The following is a 14,671-nucleotide window of genomic DNA, read 5'->3' on the forward strand; positions in this document are numbered from 1 at the left end:
GCCTGCTTTCTGCCGCTTACTCCTGATGCCTATTTCAGCGGCCTGCTTTCTGCCGCTTACTCCTGCCGCCTATTTTCAGCGGCCTGCTTTCTGCCGTATGCTCTCTGTCATTTACTCGTGAACAGCACCGATCAGTTCCCGAATATCCTGTACATCATATTTTTCCATATATGCCTCGATTCCGGCAACGATCTTTTCGGTGGTCTTCGGATCGTGGAAATTCGCGGTACCGACGGAAACTGCCGTCGCGCCGGCCAGAATGAACTCAATGGCGTCATCCGCATTCCTGATTCCGCCCATACCGATGATCGGAATCTTCACAGTCTGTGCGGTCTCGTAGACCATCCGCACCGCCACCGGTTTGATCGCCGGACCGGACATTCCGCCGGTTTTATTGGCCAGCGCAAAGGTTCTGCGGTTGATGTCGATCTTCATGCCGGTCAGTGTGTTGATCAGGGACACCGCATCGGCGCCGCCTGCCTCCACCGCTTTTGCCATCTCCCGGATGTCGGTGACATTTGGCGTCAGCTTCATGATCACTGGCTGCTTCGCGATTCTCTTGATCTTCTTGGTGATATCCTCCGCCACGTGCGGAACAGTGCCGAAGGTGATGCCGCCCGCCTTGACGTTCGGGCAGGAAATGTTGATCTCCAGCATGTCCACCGGCGCGTCGGAAAGCTTTTCCACTACTTCAAGGTATTCCTCTTCCGTGTGTCCGCAGACATTCACGATGATCTTCGTGTCAAACTGCTGAAGGAACGGAATATCTCGTTTTGCGAAGACATCGTATCCCGGATTCTGAAGACCGATGGCGTTCAGCATTCCGCCGTAGACTTCGGCGATGCGCGGGGTCGGATTCCCCGGCCACGGCACAGCCGCTACACCCTTCGTCACCACCGCGCCCAGCTTGTTCAGATCGACAAATTCGCTGAACTCGACGCCGGAGCCGAAGGTTCCCGATGCGGTCATAACCGGATTTTTCAGCGTCACACCGGCAAGCTCTACCGAAAGATTTCTCATAACTCTACCTCCTCGGCGTCAAATACCGGTCCGTCCGCGCAGATTCTCGTGTTGTGGACGTTACTGTGTCCGTCAATTTCTTTGGTCTTGCAGACGCAGGCGAGACAGGCGCCGATGCCGCAGGCCATCTTTTCTTCCAGAGAAATATAGCACGGAATTCCCTGTTCTTTCGCGTAAGCCTTCAGTGCGCGAAGCATCGGAGTCGGTCCGCAGGCGTAGATTACGTCTGCCTTAAGGCCGTTTTCGCGAATGGCATCGAGGACATTGCCCTTTGTTCCAAGGCTGCCGTCCTCCGTCGCCAGATATACGTCGCAGTACTCCTTGAAATCATCCGCAAGAAATGTATTCCGGTCGCGGTATCCGAGGACTGCCGTGCAGGTGCCCGGATAGTGTTTTGCCAGATTCAGGATCGGCGGAACGCCGCTTCCTCCGGCAATCACCAGCGCTTTTTTCCCGGCAAGCGGGAAGCCGTTTCCCAGAGGTCCCATGATCTCCACCGAATCCCCCGGCTGATAACGGGAAAATTCTTCCGTTCCCGCGCCGGCCACGCGATAGACAATCCGCAGGCTCTCCCCATCCTCCGCGACATCACAGATGCCGAAGGGACGCGGAAGGAGTCTTGCGCTGTCCTTGGAATACAGAGCCGCAAACTGTCCCGGAACCGAGTCCTTTCCGGCACTTGTGCGGATCCACATACTGAACATTCCGGCTGTGAGCATCTCCTGACGGATCACTGTTCCGGTCTCTCTGACTTTTGCCATTACAGAACCCCCTGAATATCCGAAATCATATCGATGACTGCCTGTCGGGATGCGTCCGCAAAATGCTCCGGTCCGAAGGAGGCGTACTGCTCTTTCTTGTATGCGGTGATGATTCCTCTGGAGGAATTGACCACGGCACCGAGGCCGTCCTTGTCGAAGCAGTATTTCAGATCTTCTGCCGTGCCGCCCTGCGCACCGTAACCCGGAACCAGGAAGCATATTTTCGGCATCATTTTCCGAAGATCACGGATCATCTCCGGATAGGTTGCGCCGACTACCGCGCCGACGTTGCTGTAATCTCCGTCCATGGAGGCCGCGCCCCACTCGTTGACCTTCTCCGCCACATGCTCATATAACGGTCTTCCGTCGATCAGGCGGTCCTGAAACTCACCGCTGGAAGGGTTGGATGTCTTGACCAGAACAAAAATGCCTCTGTCGTATTCATTGCAGACATCGACAAAAGGCTTCACGCCGTCGGTGCCGAGATACGGATTGACCGTCACGAAATCCGTGTCAAATCCGCGATATGCCTTCGATCCGATTTTCACCTCGCCGAGGTGACCGATGGCGTATGCGGTTGAGGTGGAACCGATGTCGCCTCTCTTGATATCGCCGATGACGATCAGACCTTTTTCCTTGCAGTAGTTGACGGTTTTCTCATATGCAATCAGACCGTGGATGCCGAACTGCTCGTACATCGCGATCTGCGGTTTTACGGACGGGATCAGGTCGCAGACCGCATCCACGATGGCCTTGTTGTACTGCCATACTGCCTCTGCAGCGCCTTCCGGTGTCTCTCCGTACTGCTCAAATGCCGCCTTCAGAATGTGCTCCGGGATATAGCTGAGCATCGGATCAAGTCCGACACAGATCGGTGCTTTCGTCTCGGCGATTTTCTGCATAAGTTTCTGGATCATAATGTACATCCTTTCCTGCAATTACATGTCTGCGTTTTTCTCTGCCGGCTGTTTCTCCGGATCCTTCTCCTCCGGCAGCTTTTCTTCTGCCGGCATTTCCTCCGGATTCTTCTCCTCCAATGTCTTTTCTTCCTCCTGACGGAAGAGGACCGTCCGGACATACCGGAGATTTTTCATCTTCAGTCCGCGAAGATCCAGGCGAAGCGCAGCGGCTTCGTCTTTTTTCATATCCATGGAAAGCCACATTTCATCCGCTGCGATCATCATGTGTGCGAGCATGATTCCCATGCCGACTTCCGTCATGGATTTTCCGACAAGTTTTGTCTCCAGATTGTTTTCTTCCAGAATATGGACGCAGCTCCCATTCACCACAAATCTCCATGGCTGGAAATTAAGGGCTGACGGGGCAAGTCTTGCCGCAAGAAGAACCTTCCGAACAGGGTCCGGCGGATCATTTCGAAAAAGACAGAGTTTTCTGAGAGGAAATCTCTTTGCCCGGAGACTTTCTCTGGTCAGTCTTCCTTCCGGATAGCCGAATCCGAGAAGCATGACGAATTTTTTGCTGCCGCGATCCTGCACCACCGGATGGAGCGCACCAAGAAAGCAGCTTCCGAGTCCATGGCACTCCAGATAAAGGGCAACCTGTTCCAGGATATAGCCGACATTCTCGGCATATCCATCTTTTTCTCCGGACCAGACAGACAGAAGATACGGTGCCTCTGTCCGGAGCAGTCCCCGAACCGGAGCATTGTGTGCCGTATTGTCCAGAATCTCGGCTTCCACCGGGATCGAATCATCCAGACGAAGAGTCTCATCAAAATACCGCAGGATCCTCTCCCGCATGCTGTCGGTGATCATCTTTCTGCGATACTTACGAACAGATCTCCGAACCCCGATCGCTTCATACAGATTCATCATAATTTCACTAACCAGCCTGCGTTCCGTCCCGCTCATCGTTGTCTCATCTCCGCGTTCCGGGCACGAAACCGCAGTTTCTCCTCGATGATATTCTATCACGTCAAATATCCTTACTCAACCAAAACTATGAGGATGCGCCGCAGCGTGTTATACTCATATTCGGAAAGAATAAACTCCGCATGCGTCAGAAAGGAGACCCTATGTCCGATACCGTCTATTCTCTCAAAACACGCGCCGAGTTTTCCGCCTCACGGAAAGAACTCATAGCATTGGAATGGCTCTGCCAGATCTGTCATACGGAAGATCCTGACATGCTTCCCTGGCCGAAAGAAGTTCCGGAATGCCTTTTTTTCTTCGGATCTGAGAATGATGAAATTATCGCCGCACTGGGTCTGTACCGTCTCGATCCGGACTCCTGTGAGATAAAAATGATGACTTCCCCGGAGCACCGGCGCCGCGGCCTGTTCTCCGCCATGATCGATGAGCTGTATTCCCATCCGGAGTACAATGACACAAACTTCTTTTTCTGTGTCCGTCCGGATGACCGCATCACCCGGCTTGCCGTGGAGTCCCTCAACCCGGAAAAACTTGCGGACTCGTTCCGCATGGATCTGAATCTTCCGGCGCCCCAAAAATTCATGTCGGTTCCGACGGATTACGAGGTTCCGCCGCTCTTTATGACCGTTTCCCGTGAGGAACCCTCCCAGCTTTTTTACCAGTTTGCGCTGAACGGTCCCGTCATCGTTCCGGACGCCGCATTCTGCCGTGCTGATCTCACGCCGCAGGGTACGGGTGCCTGCTTCTTCAATTTTGAGGTAAGGCCGAAACTTCGCGGAAAACACCTCGGCGAAACCGCCCTCCGGATGGTTCTCCGGGATCTTGCATCCCGCCATGTGGATCACCTCTGGCTTCATGTGGAGGAGGACGCGGAAGCTGCGGTCAATCTGTATAAAAAAACAGGGTTCCGCGTCACGGAAACCCTGTCGATGTATCTTTTCTGATCATCCGAGGGGATTCTTCTCACAGGATCCCCTTATCTTCGATCTTGCGGCGGATGTCCACCATTCTCCAGTCCGTCTGGGCAATGGTCTCGGCGCATTCCCGAAGATCATTTTCCATTTCCTGTGCGTCCTCCGGTGACATCTGCTTCTTGTATTTGAGCTGATGTTCCAGACTCGCCCAGAAATCCATCGCAATCGTACGAATCTGCACTTCCACACGCATGTCACGCTTCCGGTCCGCAAAAAAGACCGGGATTTCCACGATCATGTGGTAGCTTCGATATCCGTTCTCTTTCGGAGACCGGATGTAATCCTTCACGGCTACAACCTTAATGTCATCCTGATGTGCCAGCATACGGCTGATATCATAGATATCGTCGATAAATGAGCACACCACGCGGACGCCCGCCACATCGTCCAGATTCCGTTCCATCGATTCAATCGTAACCGGAAGCCCTCGGCGCTGCAGCTTCTCGATGATGCTTTCCGGTTTCTTTACGCGGGTCTTCATCATTTCGATCGGGTTTCTGGAGTTTCGAACCGACAGATCGTCGTTGAGGACCTCCAGTTTTGTCTTTACTTCCCGGATCGCACATGTATATCGCATCATACTCTCGCGGAACTGCTGCGGGTGATCCGCAAGCAGCTCCGGAACCTCAAACTCGGCCGGCGCATTGATCGCAATCTGACTGAGTTCTCCATTCGGATTCGGATTCGCATTCATTCTGATTATCTCCGTATCAAGCTTTTTCTACGCAGTCTGCGGCTTTGTCCAGCCACGGTGCCTCCACGTATTCCACTTTACCCTGATCGACCATCTTCGCGGTCTCCACGTTCATCGGCATTCTCGCCAGAATGTTCACGCCATACTCCGCTGCGGTCTCATCCAGATGGCTCTCGCCGAATACCGGAATCTTTTCTCCGCAGTGCGGACACTCCAGATAGCTCATGTTCTCTACCACACCGAGAATCGGAACGTTCATCTTCTTTGCCATGTTGACCGCTTTCGCAACGATCATGGATACCAGTTCCTGCGGCGAAGTCACAATGATGATTCCCGCCAGCGGAAGGGACTGGAATACCGTCAGCGGCACATCGCCCGTACCCGGCGGCATATCGACAAACATATAATCAATATCCTGCCAGAGTGCTTCGCTCCAGAACTGTTTGATCACGCCGGAAACGACGGGTCCTCTCCAGATCACCGGTTCGGTTTCTTTCTCCAGAACCAGGTTGGCGGAAATGATGTGAATTCCGGTTTCCGACTCTCTCGGAACCAGAAGTTTCTCATTCGCAACCGTCAGCTGTCCCGTGATTCCGAAACTCTTCGGGATCGATGGTCCAGTGATATCCGCATCCAGAATACCTACATTGTATCCGCGCTGTCTCATCTTGCATGCCATCAGGGATGTCACAAGAGACTTGCCGACACCGCCCTTTCCGCTGACAATTCCGATTACCTTCTTAACCGAACTCTCCGGCGCAAGCGGCGCAAGGAAATTCTTCGGATCCGGCTGCGGAATTTTTCTGCCGTGCTCATTATACTTATCTGCCATATCGAACCTCACTAAACTACCTGTCTTTAAATCAATTCTTTTATTTTAGCACAAATTTTCCCGCTTCACAAATTTTCCCGGATCCTGATATTCACGAATCCCGAAACGGGCGGAACAGACCGATCGCCTCCATCCGTCCGGCGAGAAACCGGAACAAAACCGCATTGACCGGGCACTGAACCAGGTTCTTCAGCGCCCGCATCGGAAGAAGGACGAGAAAACCTTTTCCGTAAAGGAGCGAGAGCCAGTATGTCCCAAGGATCACATTTACCAAAAGGCACACGGCAAATTCTGCGGCCAGAATCCTTCGGAACGAAATCTTTTTCCGGTAAAACGCCGTCCCGTAGATCAGGCCCGAAATCATCGCCGACACCGTAAATCCCGGAAAGAACGGCCCGGTCGGCTTGATAAAATATTTGATGACATCCAGCAGCCCGTTATAGACCGCACCGACAACGGGGCCGAACAAAAGAGCGGCGATCTGATTGACCAGCGTGCTGAAGCCGATCTTCAGATACGGTCCGATGTCCAGCGTAAAGTATCCGAGGACAATCGAGGCGGCCATCAGCATTGCCGTCGCCGTGATGACCCGGACGCTTCGAAATTCTTTCATGGATAAACGATAGGCTGCGAACGTTTTTTTCATAAGAAAAACCTCCTTCAAAAACGACAGCCGCCGCATGAGGAGGGTTCTCCTGTAAGCAGCGGGATGCGAAATCAAGGTCGCGATGCGCTCTCCGCCGTTCCGCTCCATCCTCCGGGGGTTCCTTCCCCCGGAAAAACGGGTTTAACCACGCATTCCGCGTTTCTCCCGTGAACCGGAACCTTTGCGGGCATCTTCGTCCGAACGGCAACTCCCCGTCCGTTCGGCACTTGGCGCCTTCATTTCTACTCTGCAATTCTCTTTTGTTGTCTGTTACATCGACGGAACATCGATCCGATCACCCAAACCGCTTTGCACGGCCTCCGTAATCGATTCCAGCGCTTCCATCTCATCGTCACCGTCGCAGATCAGAAGAAACGGATCTCCGCAGCGGATATCCTGGGAAACCAGTGATACCACGCAGTCCATGCGGACATCTCTTCCTTTGAATTCCAACCTGCAGCTGCACCGATGACTCTTCACCAGCTCCACCAGCACGCGTGACGGGTGAATATGGAGCCCGTCCGGATTACGAAGAGTGAGTTCTCTTGTCACCATGTATACGTACCCCTTTTCTGTTCAGAACGGATACAGTTTACCATACTTTCCGCTCCGGTACAATTTCCCTGTTGACAAATCATAAAACCGACGGTATTATAATGCCAAGTAAACCAATATGTTTTTAGTGTATTTGTGTTTTCGTCAATTTTTTCAAGGAGGACCTGACTATGGCGATTTACAAGAGCATCACGGAACTTGTCGGAAATACACCGCTCGTAGAACTGAAAAACTACGAAGCTTCTCATGAGCTTGGCGCAAAGCTTCTGGTTAAGCTGGAATACCTCAATCCGGCCGGAAGCGTAAAAGACCGTATCGGCAAGGCGCTGATCGAGGATGCGGAAAAGCGCGGCATTCTGAAAAAGGATTCTGTCATCATCGAGCCGACCAGCGGCAATACCGGTATCGGCCTCGCTGCTGTCGCAGCCGCTAAGGGCTACCGCCTCATCATCACCATGCCGGAGACCATGAGTGTAGAGCGCAGAGCACTCCTCAAAGCTTACGGCGCAGAGCTCGTGCTGACAGACGGTTCCAAGGGCATGAAGGGTGCCATCGCCAAAGCGGAAGAACTTGCCGCATCAACGCCGAACAGCTTCATTCCGGGTCAGTTCACCAACCCGGCCAATCCGCAGGCACATTATGACACCACCGGTCCGGAGATCTGGAAGGACACCGACGGCACCGTGGATATCTTTGTTGCCGGCGTCGGAACCGGCGGAACCATCTCCGGAACCGGAAAATACCTCAAGGAGCAGAATCCGAATGTGAAGGTTGTTGCGGTTGAACCGGCCGGCTCTCCGGTTCTCTCCAAGGGCACCGCAGGTCCGCACAAGATTCAGGGAATCGGGGCCGGCTTTGTTCCGGACACCCTGGACACCGAGGTCTATGATGAGATCATTCCGGTCGAAAATGACGATGCCTTCGCTGCCGGAAAGGACATCGCACACACCGAGGGAATTCTGGTCGGCATCTCATCCGGTGCTGCGCTCTTTGCCGCCGCTGAACTTGCAAAGAGACCGGAAAACAAGGGAAAGACGATTGTCGCTCTTCTTCCGGATACCGGTGACCGTTATCTTTCCACCCCGCTCTTTGAATCGTAAAAAACCGAATACACGTTGTTCCGACGCGGGCGCCGCACCGGGCGGTGCCTGCGTTTCTTCATGTCCGGACAAATGTCCGGTTCATTGACTTCCGTTCAGCATTCTGACAGAATTCCGAATTTAAAACCGGGTTTTAAGCCATAAAATATACAAAAACGGTGATGAGCTTCCGGAACCGCATTGGTATTTCCGATAATTCATCACCGCTTTTTATATTGTTGTCCTTCCTCAGGACACTGTATTCATCGCATTTTTTAGAATCCTTCCCCCGCTTTTGGGACCGAATTCCGATGTATTTCACTCGTTTCAGAATACTTTCCGCATCAGATCACATAATTATCCGTCTCGGTGCAGTGGTATTGTTCGACGATATCCGCCAGTGTAATTCCGTCCAGATATTTGTTGATCACGTCGTTCAGTCCCTTCCACACCGGAAGTGTCTCACAGAAATCGCTTCTGGAACAGTTCGCCGCATTGGATGCCAGACACGCCACCGGTGCAAGACTTCCCTCCGTCAGCCGAAGAATCTCTCCCACCGTGATCCGGTCCGGTTCCTGTGCAAGCTGATATCCGCCCTGAAAGCCACGATTGGAAACCAGAATATCCGACTTGTTCAGGATCGGAACGATCTGCTCCAGATACTTCTTGGAAATGTCCTGTCTCTCCGCAATATCCTTCAGCGCTATAAACCCTTCGTTCCGATGTTCTGCCAGATCCAGCAGCATTCGAAGCGCATATCTTCCCTTCGTCGAAATCTTCATATATAAATCTCCTTTAATTGTTTTGTGGTTTTTCGATATCCTACTAATACTATATGTATTTATATTATTATGATATCCGGTCTTTGTCAATCATCGGTCGAAGCCGAACAACCATCAATGCTCCCGCGACACCGATCACCAGTCCCGCAATTGCGCCCGCGATCAGCAGAACCGGAAGATAATAAAAAATCCTTCCGTTCTCCAGCACCATCGCCGCCACCATCAGCTGGCCGACATTATGCGCAATACCGCCGGAGATACTGATTCCCTCAATTCCCAGGAAATCGGTTTTCCGCAGAAGCACCATTACCGTAAAACTGAACACCGCTCCGGCCATGCCGTACATCATCATCGAGAGACTGCCGAAGGTAAATCCCACCAGCGCCACCCGGATCAGCGTAATGGCCGCCGTCCGCTTTGCGCCCAAAAGGAAAAGACTTACGATCGTTACCAGATTCGCAAGTCCCGCTTTTACTCCCGGCACACCGAGACTGATCGGTATCATTGACTCTACATAACTGAATATAAATGCCGCAGCGATCATCAGTCCGCACAACGCCACTTCTTTTGATGTTGAAGATCTGCGCATCTTTTCTCCTTGACCCTGTTATACTGAAATGATAGGATTATCAGACGGCCTGTGAGCGGCAAAATCCCTCATTGCCTATTGGTTCTGTCAGACATATGATATATGGAACCCACTGAAATATCAACCGCATTTTTTATCAGGAGTATCATGAAGAATCTGCACTTTTTGTTTCAATTTTTCTCCAAGGCCCGCATCCGGGCCTCCAAGGGAAGTTTGAGAATCAACTATCAGGCTTCCGCATCTGCTTACCGGCGTTTTCTGATCGGTGCCGCTGCCGCATTGATCCTGACGGTATCCGCGCTCTCCGGCTGCTCTCCGGCACCGAAAGACCCGATCAGCAGTTCGCAGTTCATGCTGGACACCTTTGTCACCGTGACACTCTATGACACGCAGGACGAGGAAATCCTGAAGAACTGCTTCCAAAAGATCCGACATTACGAGGATATCTTTTCCACCACCATCGATACCAGCGAAGTCTATCGGCTGAATCACCGTACCGCGGATCAGACCGAATTTGATCTCTCCGACGACACAGCCGCTCTCCTTGCGGAGGCAATCCGTTATTCCGAGGTCTCCGACGGCGACTATGATGTGACCGTTGAGCCGCTGTCTTCCCTGTGGAACTTCTCCGGCGGCCGAAAGGATCTTCCGGATGACGGAGAGATCCGGGAAGCCGTATCCAAAGTGGATTACAAAAACATCCGGTTGGAGGGAAACCACCTCACGTTCCTGTCTCCGGATACGACCATTGACCTCGGCTCCATCGCCAAGGGATACATTGCCGACCGGCTGAAGGATGATCTGACCGCTCAGGGTGTGAAGAGCGCGATCATCAATCTGGGAGGAAATGTCCTCTGCATCGGTCAGAAAGGAAAAGATCCGTTCAAAATCGGCCTTCAGAAGCCCTTTGCCGACCGGAGTGAGACCTTTGCCGCACTGCGGATCAACGATCAGTCCGTCGTTTCCTCCGGCGTATATGAACGCAATTTCTTTGTGGACGGCAAAAATTATCACCACATTCTGAATCCGAAATCCGGATATCCGTATGACAACGGTCTGATCAATGTGACCATCGTCTCCGACCGCTCTGTCGACGGAGACGCCCTCAGCACCACCTGCTTTTCCATGGGTCTGGAACGCGGAATGGAACTCATCAACCGGATGGACGGGGTTTACGGTTATTTTCTGACCGATGACTATGTCGTTCATTACACGGACGGCGCAAAGGATCTGGTCGAGCAGGTTGATCTCCCGGAGGAAAAGAAATGACGATGAACCGACAGAAAAAAAATACGCTTCTTTTGCTTGCCGCCGTTCTTCTCATCTCCGCACTCTCATGGGCGGTCTACGGTTTCCGGACCGGCGCGTTTCAAAAGAAGGACACTAAGACAGTGGAAATTCAGGTGGACGGTTCCCGTTACGGCCGCTATCCGCTGGATCAGGATACGGAATTTGAGATCCAAAGCATCGCCGGTCACGTTCATTTCATCATCAAAGACGGAAAGGCAGCCATCACGGAATCCACCTGTCCGGACAAGGTCTGCGTTCACACCGGCTGGATCTCCCAGAGCGGCGAGCTGATCGTCTGCCTCCCGAATCAGGTGGTGGTGACCGTTCTGTAATTCGCCGGAAAAAGATCAAAGCACCGGTGTTTTCCCATCGGCCCGCCTTCCGCACCGGACTCATCGGATTATTGAAGATCCAATTCCGCAAGCTTCCTGTTCATCCGGTCATTCTGTTCCGCGGCATCCGCCTCCCCTCCGGCCGAGGCAGGGAACTCACCGCACACGTCCATGCCGATGATCCGCCGTGGACCTGCCGGCTCCTTTCCAGTCATTTCTTTTGACACAGCAGTCTCAGCACATCCCTCTTCTCTCCGCAGTTCATGTCCTGCGCAGATTCGTAATATCTCAAAAAAGAGCGCTTCTTCTAACACGCCCTGATCCCAGTTTGTCCGGAGAATATCCACAGAAAAGACATCCTTGTCCACCGAAAAATAGACCGGAAGCGGGTTCTCGGTGAACAGTCGGCGAAGTTTTTCCTTCATCGCCCCGTCCTCTCCTGCCTGCGCGGCCGCAATCTCTTCTTCCGGTATCGTCACGATCCGGTCACCGAATTCCTCTGTCAGGTCCTGCGCCGTCTCCCGGATCATTTCCGCCGGCGGGCCGATCAGAAGAACCTTTTTCAGATGCGGTTCCTCCATGAGCGCATGACGGAGCCAGCTTCCGCAGCTGAGAAGCTCCAGACCGAACGCCGGAATCTGCATATCCGTGTGATGGTCGAAATCCACCAGAATAAAATCTTCGTCGATCAACCCGGTAAACAGCCGGCTCATATAGTGATAATTGCCGGAGTCAAAAAAATGAATTCCTTCCGCGCCGTAGGACCGGATCCGGTCCAGGATCTCCTCCCGGGCCATCTCATCCAGATAGCTGTCGGTTCCGCGGATGCCGGACAAATCCATCCGGATAAACGCTCCCCTGCGGTAAAATGTCTGCTCCCGATAGCTGTCCGTGAACTCCAGCAGCATTTTCGTATCTGATGTTTTCTCCATGTTGATATCCCTATTCATCCCTTTCACCCCGGGGATCCGCCCTTTCCTTCTCTCTCCCGGTCCATTCCGGTTCTTTTCCAGACCGTTTTCGATCCTGTTCCGTTTCCTTTGCAGTCCCGCTCCGCTACCAATGCAATCCTGTTCCGTTTTTTTCGATCTCACTTCCGGACGTATTCTCTACAAAACCGGCCGCTCCGTCTCTTCCAGTGCATACCGGACAAAAGCCTCCGCCGCCGGCGAGATCACATCTTTTTCCGGATACACCACACCGATCCGCACCGTCTGCCGCGGTCTCAGTGGCAGCACTGCCACCTCACGCCCGTATCTGCGCGCAATCAGCCTGTTTTCCATGCAGACGCCAAGTCCCGCCTCCGCCATCGAATATCCGGCAAACCGGTCCATCGTGCTGTACCGCACATTCGGCTGAATGTGATATTTCGCAAAAGTCCGTGAATTGTCCGTTTCCTTTCCCGGATAAATGTCAATGAAGGGTTCTTTTTCAAACTGCCGCAGCGGAAAATCCTTCCATTCCGACACGGGATTTGACCGCGGCACAATCGCCACCAGCTCATCCTCCACAAGGGGAAGGAACCGGTGATGTCCCTTTCGCTCGGAACAGATGCAGAAATCCCCTTCATGGCTGTCCACCTTTTCCGCCAGCTCGCTGCTGGTCCCCTCAAGAATCCGCATCTCTATGCCCGGATGAAGTGCCGAGAATCCAGAGATCAGCCTGGAAAGCCACGGATAATACGCATCATAGCTGCTCCCCGCAACGACAAGTCCGGTTTCGATCCCGTGAATCGACCGCACCCGGTGTTCAAACCGCTCTCCCCAGTAGGCCATCTCGCGGATGCTCCGCAGCAGCATTTCACACTCCGCGGTCGCTCTTACTCCGTCCCGGTTCCGAATCAGAAGCGGTGTCCCCGCCTCCTTTTCTATGGAGGCAACCAGCCGGCTGACGCCCGATACCGTGTATCCCAGCATTTCCGCAGCTCCCGTGAGACTGCCGACCTCCAGCACTTTCAGAAAAACTCTGCACTTCTCTGTATCCATATCGGCCTCCGACCGTTTTTCTTGATGTTTTGTCAAATGAAACTTGATTTTATATCGCTTTACTCAAATATATTCCTGTGCTATCTTTCTGTCAAGAAATCAAAAAGATCCCCTCTAATCCGCGTCCTCACGGGATTCCATCGGAATACCATCGGAATGCCATTGAGATACCATCGGAAGTCCGTCCGTTAATTCTGCCGGGCATCCCGGTGGGAGGCCATCCCCGGGAAAGGAATGTTCATCATGACCGAAAAAAAAGCCGAACTCCTCATGATTTTTATTATTCTTCTGCGAAGCACATCCTTTGTCTTCAGCAGACTGGGGCTGAACAGCCTCGGAATGTTCAATATCCTCGCGCTGCGGTATCTGATCGCATTTTTCCTTGTCGCGGCCGTCGTTCCGGGCTTTCGCAAAAAAGTCACCCTGCGGACCGTAAAAAAGAGCGCCGCGGTGTCGGTCGTCTATTTTCTGGTCATGACATGTGAAATGCTGAGCATCCGGTCCATCGGCGCATCCGCCACATGTTTTCTCGAAAATATGTCCATCGTCATCGTTCCTTTCATGACCGCCTTCCTGCTTCGCAGGCTTCCGACCGCATTTTCGGTTGCCGGTTCCATGATCGCCCTCTCCGGCGTTGCCATGATCTCCCTGCGGGACGGACTGTCCGGGCTGAACACCGGCATCGTGTGGAGTTTCCTCGCCGCTTTTCTCTACGCCGTCTACATCACCATGAACGCGAAAATCTGCGACGAACACGACGGTTTGGAGATCGGCATCCTGCTGAACGGATTCCTCGGCGTATTCGGACTTATGGCATCATTTCTCTTCGAGTCCCCGCGTCTCCCCGCCACCTCCCTGGAGTGGATCTGCATACTCGGCCTCGGGATTCTCTGCTCGGCGCTGGGCCTCACGCTCCAGCCGGTTGCGCAGAGTTATATGCCGGCCTACCGTGCAGGCATCCTGAACGCCATCACTCCGGTGTCCGCAGCCATCCAGAATTATCTGATTCTCGGTGAGTCCCTCGGAATGACCGGCATGGCCGGCAGCGCCCTGATCATGGTGAGCGTTCTTCTTCCGAAGATCTGCAGCCTTCCCGCGTTTTCAGGTACAAGGCGGCTGATACCGCTCCCGAAATCCTGAGAATAACGAACAAAGTCCGCAAGCGGACTTCGGCTCCCCCATCCCCTCAGTCCTGAGGGGAGCCCCGCGGACTTTGCGCGCCGCCGCTGGTCACCGTTAG

At 53.2% G+C, this 14,671-nt stretch carries 17 protein-coding genes and 1 riboswitch; of the genes, 5 read left to right on the top strand and 12 right to left on the bottom strand.

The features are described 5' to 3' along the window. Positions 1-111 precede the first annotated feature (111 nt). Genes BMW41_RS12145 through BMW41_RS12160 form a run of 4 tightly spaced genes read right to left on the bottom strand, consistent with a single transcriptional unit; the run spans position 112 to position 3,616 of the window. Positions 112-1,020, bottom strand: a complete 909-nt coding sequence (locus tag BMW41_RS12145; RefSeq protein ID WP_074650316.1) for a dihydroorotate dehydrogenase — start codon at positions 1,018-1,020, stop codon at positions 112-114. Further along, the gene (locus BMW41_RS12150; protein WP_074650317.1) at positions 1,017-1,781 is read right to left on the bottom strand and encodes a dihydroorotate dehydrogenase electron transfer subunit; all 765 of its coding nucleotides are present in this window, start codon (positions 1,779-1,781) and stop codon (positions 1,017-1,019) included. The genes BMW41_RS12145 and BMW41_RS12150 overlap by 4 nt, the downstream gene beginning before the upstream one ends. Next, on the bottom strand, positions 1,781-2,698 hold the full coding sequence (gene pyrF / locus BMW41_RS12155) for an orotidine-5'-phosphate decarboxylase (RefSeq protein WP_074650329.1): 918 nt from the start codon (positions 2,696-2,698) through the stop codon (positions 1,781-1,783). The genes BMW41_RS12150 and pyrF overlap by 1 nt, the downstream gene beginning before the upstream one ends. Positions 2,699-2,719: 21 nt before the next feature. Further along, positions 2,720-3,616: a nitroreductase family protein gene (locus BMW41_RS12160; protein ID WP_207646893.1), complete on the bottom strand. Its 897-nt coding sequence runs from the start codon at positions 3,614-3,616 to the stop codon at positions 2,720-2,722. A 200-nt stretch (positions 3,617-3,816) separates the two neighbouring features. Between BMW41_RS12160 and BMW41_RS12165 the strand changes: the two genes are divergently transcribed. Beyond that, positions 3,817-4,617 (top strand): GNAT family N-acetyltransferase, encoded by an 801-nt coding sequence (locus BMW41_RS12165; RefSeq protein ID WP_074650319.1) that lies wholly within the window; start codon positions 3,817-3,819, stop codon positions 4,615-4,617. A 19-nt stretch (positions 4,618-4,636) separates the two neighbouring features. Here BMW41_RS12165 and BMW41_RS12170 read toward each other — a convergent pair whose 3' ends face one another. The 4 genes from BMW41_RS12170 to BMW41_RS12185 form a co-directional block, all read right to left on the bottom strand. Continuing rightward, on the bottom strand, positions 4,637-5,341 hold the full coding sequence (locus BMW41_RS12170; protein WP_074650320.1) for a GTP pyrophosphokinase: 705 nt from the start codon (positions 5,339-5,341) through the stop codon (positions 4,637-4,639). 16 nt (positions 5,342-5,357) lie between these two features. After that, positions 5,358-6,173 (bottom strand): Mrp/NBP35 family ATP-binding protein, encoded by an 816-nt coding sequence (locus BMW41_RS12175; RefSeq protein ID WP_074650321.1) that lies wholly within the window; start codon positions 6,171-6,173, stop codon positions 5,358-5,360. 91 nt (positions 6,174-6,264) lie between these two features. Beyond that, on the bottom strand, positions 6,265-6,819 hold the full coding sequence (locus BMW41_RS12180; protein WP_074650330.1) for a folate family ECF transporter S component: 555 nt from the start codon (positions 6,817-6,819) through the stop codon (positions 6,265-6,267). Between the two features lie 54 nt (positions 6,820-6,873). After that, positions 6,874-7,071: riboswitch (THF riboswitch) on the bottom strand. 18 nt (positions 7,072-7,089) lie between these two features. After that, positions 7,090-7,374, bottom strand: a complete 285-nt coding sequence (locus BMW41_RS12185) for an HPr family phosphocarrier protein (protein WP_074650322.1) — start codon at positions 7,372-7,374, stop codon at positions 7,090-7,092. Positions 7,375-7,544: 170 nt separating this feature from the next. On the opposite strand from BMW41_RS12185, the gene cysK reads away from it, so the two are divergent. Then, positions 7,545-8,474 carry a cysteine synthase A gene (gene cysK / locus BMW41_RS12190; protein ID WP_074650323.1) on the top strand — a complete coding sequence of 310 codons (930 nt, stop codon included), beginning with the start codon at positions 7,545-7,547 and terminating at the stop codon, positions 8,472-8,474. A 323-nt stretch (positions 8,475-8,797) separates the two neighbouring features. Here cysK and BMW41_RS12195 read toward each other — a convergent pair whose 3' ends face one another. Together BMW41_RS12195 and BMW41_RS12200 are read right to left on the bottom strand one after the other, a co-directional pair. After that, positions 8,798-9,235, bottom strand: a complete 438-nt coding sequence (locus BMW41_RS12195) for an RrF2 family transcriptional regulator (RefSeq protein WP_074650324.1) — start codon at positions 9,233-9,235, stop codon at positions 8,798-8,800. Positions 9,236-9,302: 67 nt separating this feature from the next. After that, complete coding sequence (locus tag BMW41_RS12200) at positions 9,303-9,824, bottom strand: Gx transporter family protein (protein ID WP_074650325.1); 522 nt, start codon at positions 9,822-9,824, stop codon at positions 9,303-9,305. A gap of 285 nt (positions 9,825-10,109) precedes the next feature. Between BMW41_RS12200 and BMW41_RS12205 the strand changes: the two genes are divergently transcribed. Then, entirely contained in the window at positions 10,110-11,093 is a 984-nt protein-coding gene (locus BMW41_RS12205; protein WP_074650331.1) for an FAD:protein FMN transferase, read from the top strand. 2 nt (positions 11,094-11,095) lie between these two features. Beyond that, complete coding sequence (locus BMW41_RS12210) at positions 11,096-11,446, top strand: NusG domain II-containing protein (protein WP_074650332.1); 351 nt, start codon at positions 11,096-11,098, stop codon at positions 11,444-11,446. 68 nt (positions 11,447-11,514) lie between these two features. Here the strand turns inward: BMW41_RS12210 and BMW41_RS12215 are convergent, their stop codons facing one another. Beyond that, positions 11,515-12,396, bottom strand: coding sequence for an arginase family protein (locus BMW41_RS12215; protein WP_074650326.1), 882 nt, complete (start codon positions 12,394-12,396; stop codon positions 11,515-11,517). A 159-nt stretch (positions 12,397-12,555) separates the two neighbouring features. Next, the gene (locus BMW41_RS12220) at positions 12,556-13,431 is read right to left on the bottom strand and encodes a LysR family transcriptional regulator (RefSeq protein ID WP_074650327.1); all 876 of its coding nucleotides are present in this window, start codon (positions 13,429-13,431) and stop codon (positions 12,556-12,558) included. A 243-nt stretch (positions 13,432-13,674) separates the two neighbouring features. Between BMW41_RS12220 and BMW41_RS12225 the strand changes: the two genes are divergently transcribed. Next, positions 13,675-14,571 (top strand): DMT family transporter, encoded by an 897-nt coding sequence (locus tag BMW41_RS12225; RefSeq protein WP_074650328.1) that lies wholly within the window; start codon positions 13,675-13,677, stop codon positions 14,569-14,571. Positions 14,572-14,671 lie beyond the last annotated feature (100 nt).

The sequence above is a fragment of the [Clostridium] aminophilum genome (assembly GCF_900101295.1).
Lineage (GTDB): Bacteria > Bacillota > Clostridia > Lachnospirales > Lachnospiraceae > Clostridium_R > Clostridium_R aminophilum_A.

Coding starts and splice junctions, on each gene's coding strand:
- BMW41_RS12145 (WP_074650316.1), bottom strand. CDS start 1,020: ATGAGAAATCTTTCGGTAGAGCTTGCCGGTGTGACGCTGAAAAATCCG.
- BMW41_RS12150 (WP_074650317.1), bottom strand. CDS start 1,781: ATGGCAAAAGTCAGAGAGACCGGAACAGTGATCCGTCAGGAGATGCTC.
- pyrF (WP_074650329.1), bottom strand. CDS start 2,698: ATGATCCAGAAACTTATGCAGAAAATCGCCGAGACGAAAGCACCGATC.
- BMW41_RS12160 (WP_207646893.1), bottom strand. CDS start 3,616: ATGATGAATCTGTATGAAGCGATCGGGGTTCGGAGATCTGTTCGTAAG.
- BMW41_RS12165 (WP_074650319.1), top strand. CDS start 3,817: ATGTCCGATACCGTCTATTCTCTCAAAACACGCGCCGAGTTTTCCGCC.
- BMW41_RS12170 (WP_074650320.1), bottom strand. CDS start 5,341: ATGAATGCGAATCCGAATCCGAATGGAGAACTCAGTCAGATTGCGATC.
- BMW41_RS12175 (WP_074650321.1), bottom strand. CDS start 6,173: ATGGCAGATAAGTATAATGAGCACGGCAGAAAAATTCCGCAGCCGGAT.
- BMW41_RS12180 (WP_074650330.1), bottom strand. CDS start 6,819: ATGAAAAAAACGTTCGCAGCCTATCGTTTATCCATGAAAGAATTTCGA.
- BMW41_RS12185 (WP_074650322.1), bottom strand. CDS start 7,374: ATGGTGACAAGAGAACTCACTCTTCGTAATCCGGACGGGCTCCATATT.
- cysK (WP_074650323.1), top strand. CDS start 7,545: ATGGCGATTTACAAGAGCATCACGGAACTTGTCGGAAATACACCGCTC.
- BMW41_RS12195 (WP_074650324.1), bottom strand. CDS start 9,235: ATGAAGATTTCGACGAAGGGAAGATATGCGCTTCGAATGCTGCTGGAT.
- BMW41_RS12200 (WP_074650325.1), bottom strand. CDS start 9,824: ATGCGCAGATCTTCAACATCAAAAGAAGTGGCGTTGTGCGGACTGATG.
- BMW41_RS12210 (WP_074650332.1), top strand. CDS start 11,096: ATGAACCGACAGAAAAAAAATACGCTTCTTTTGCTTGCCGCCGTTCTT.
- BMW41_RS12215 (WP_074650326.1), bottom strand. CDS start 12,396: ATGAATAGGGATATCAACATGGAGAAAACATCAGATACGAAAATGCTG.
- BMW41_RS12220 (WP_074650327.1), bottom strand. CDS start 13,431: ATGGATACAGAGAAGTGCAGAGTTTTTCTGAAAGTGCTGGAGGTCGGC.
- BMW41_RS12225 (WP_074650328.1), top strand. CDS start 13,675: ATGACCGAAAAAAAAGCCGAACTCCTCATGATTTTTATTATTCTTCTG.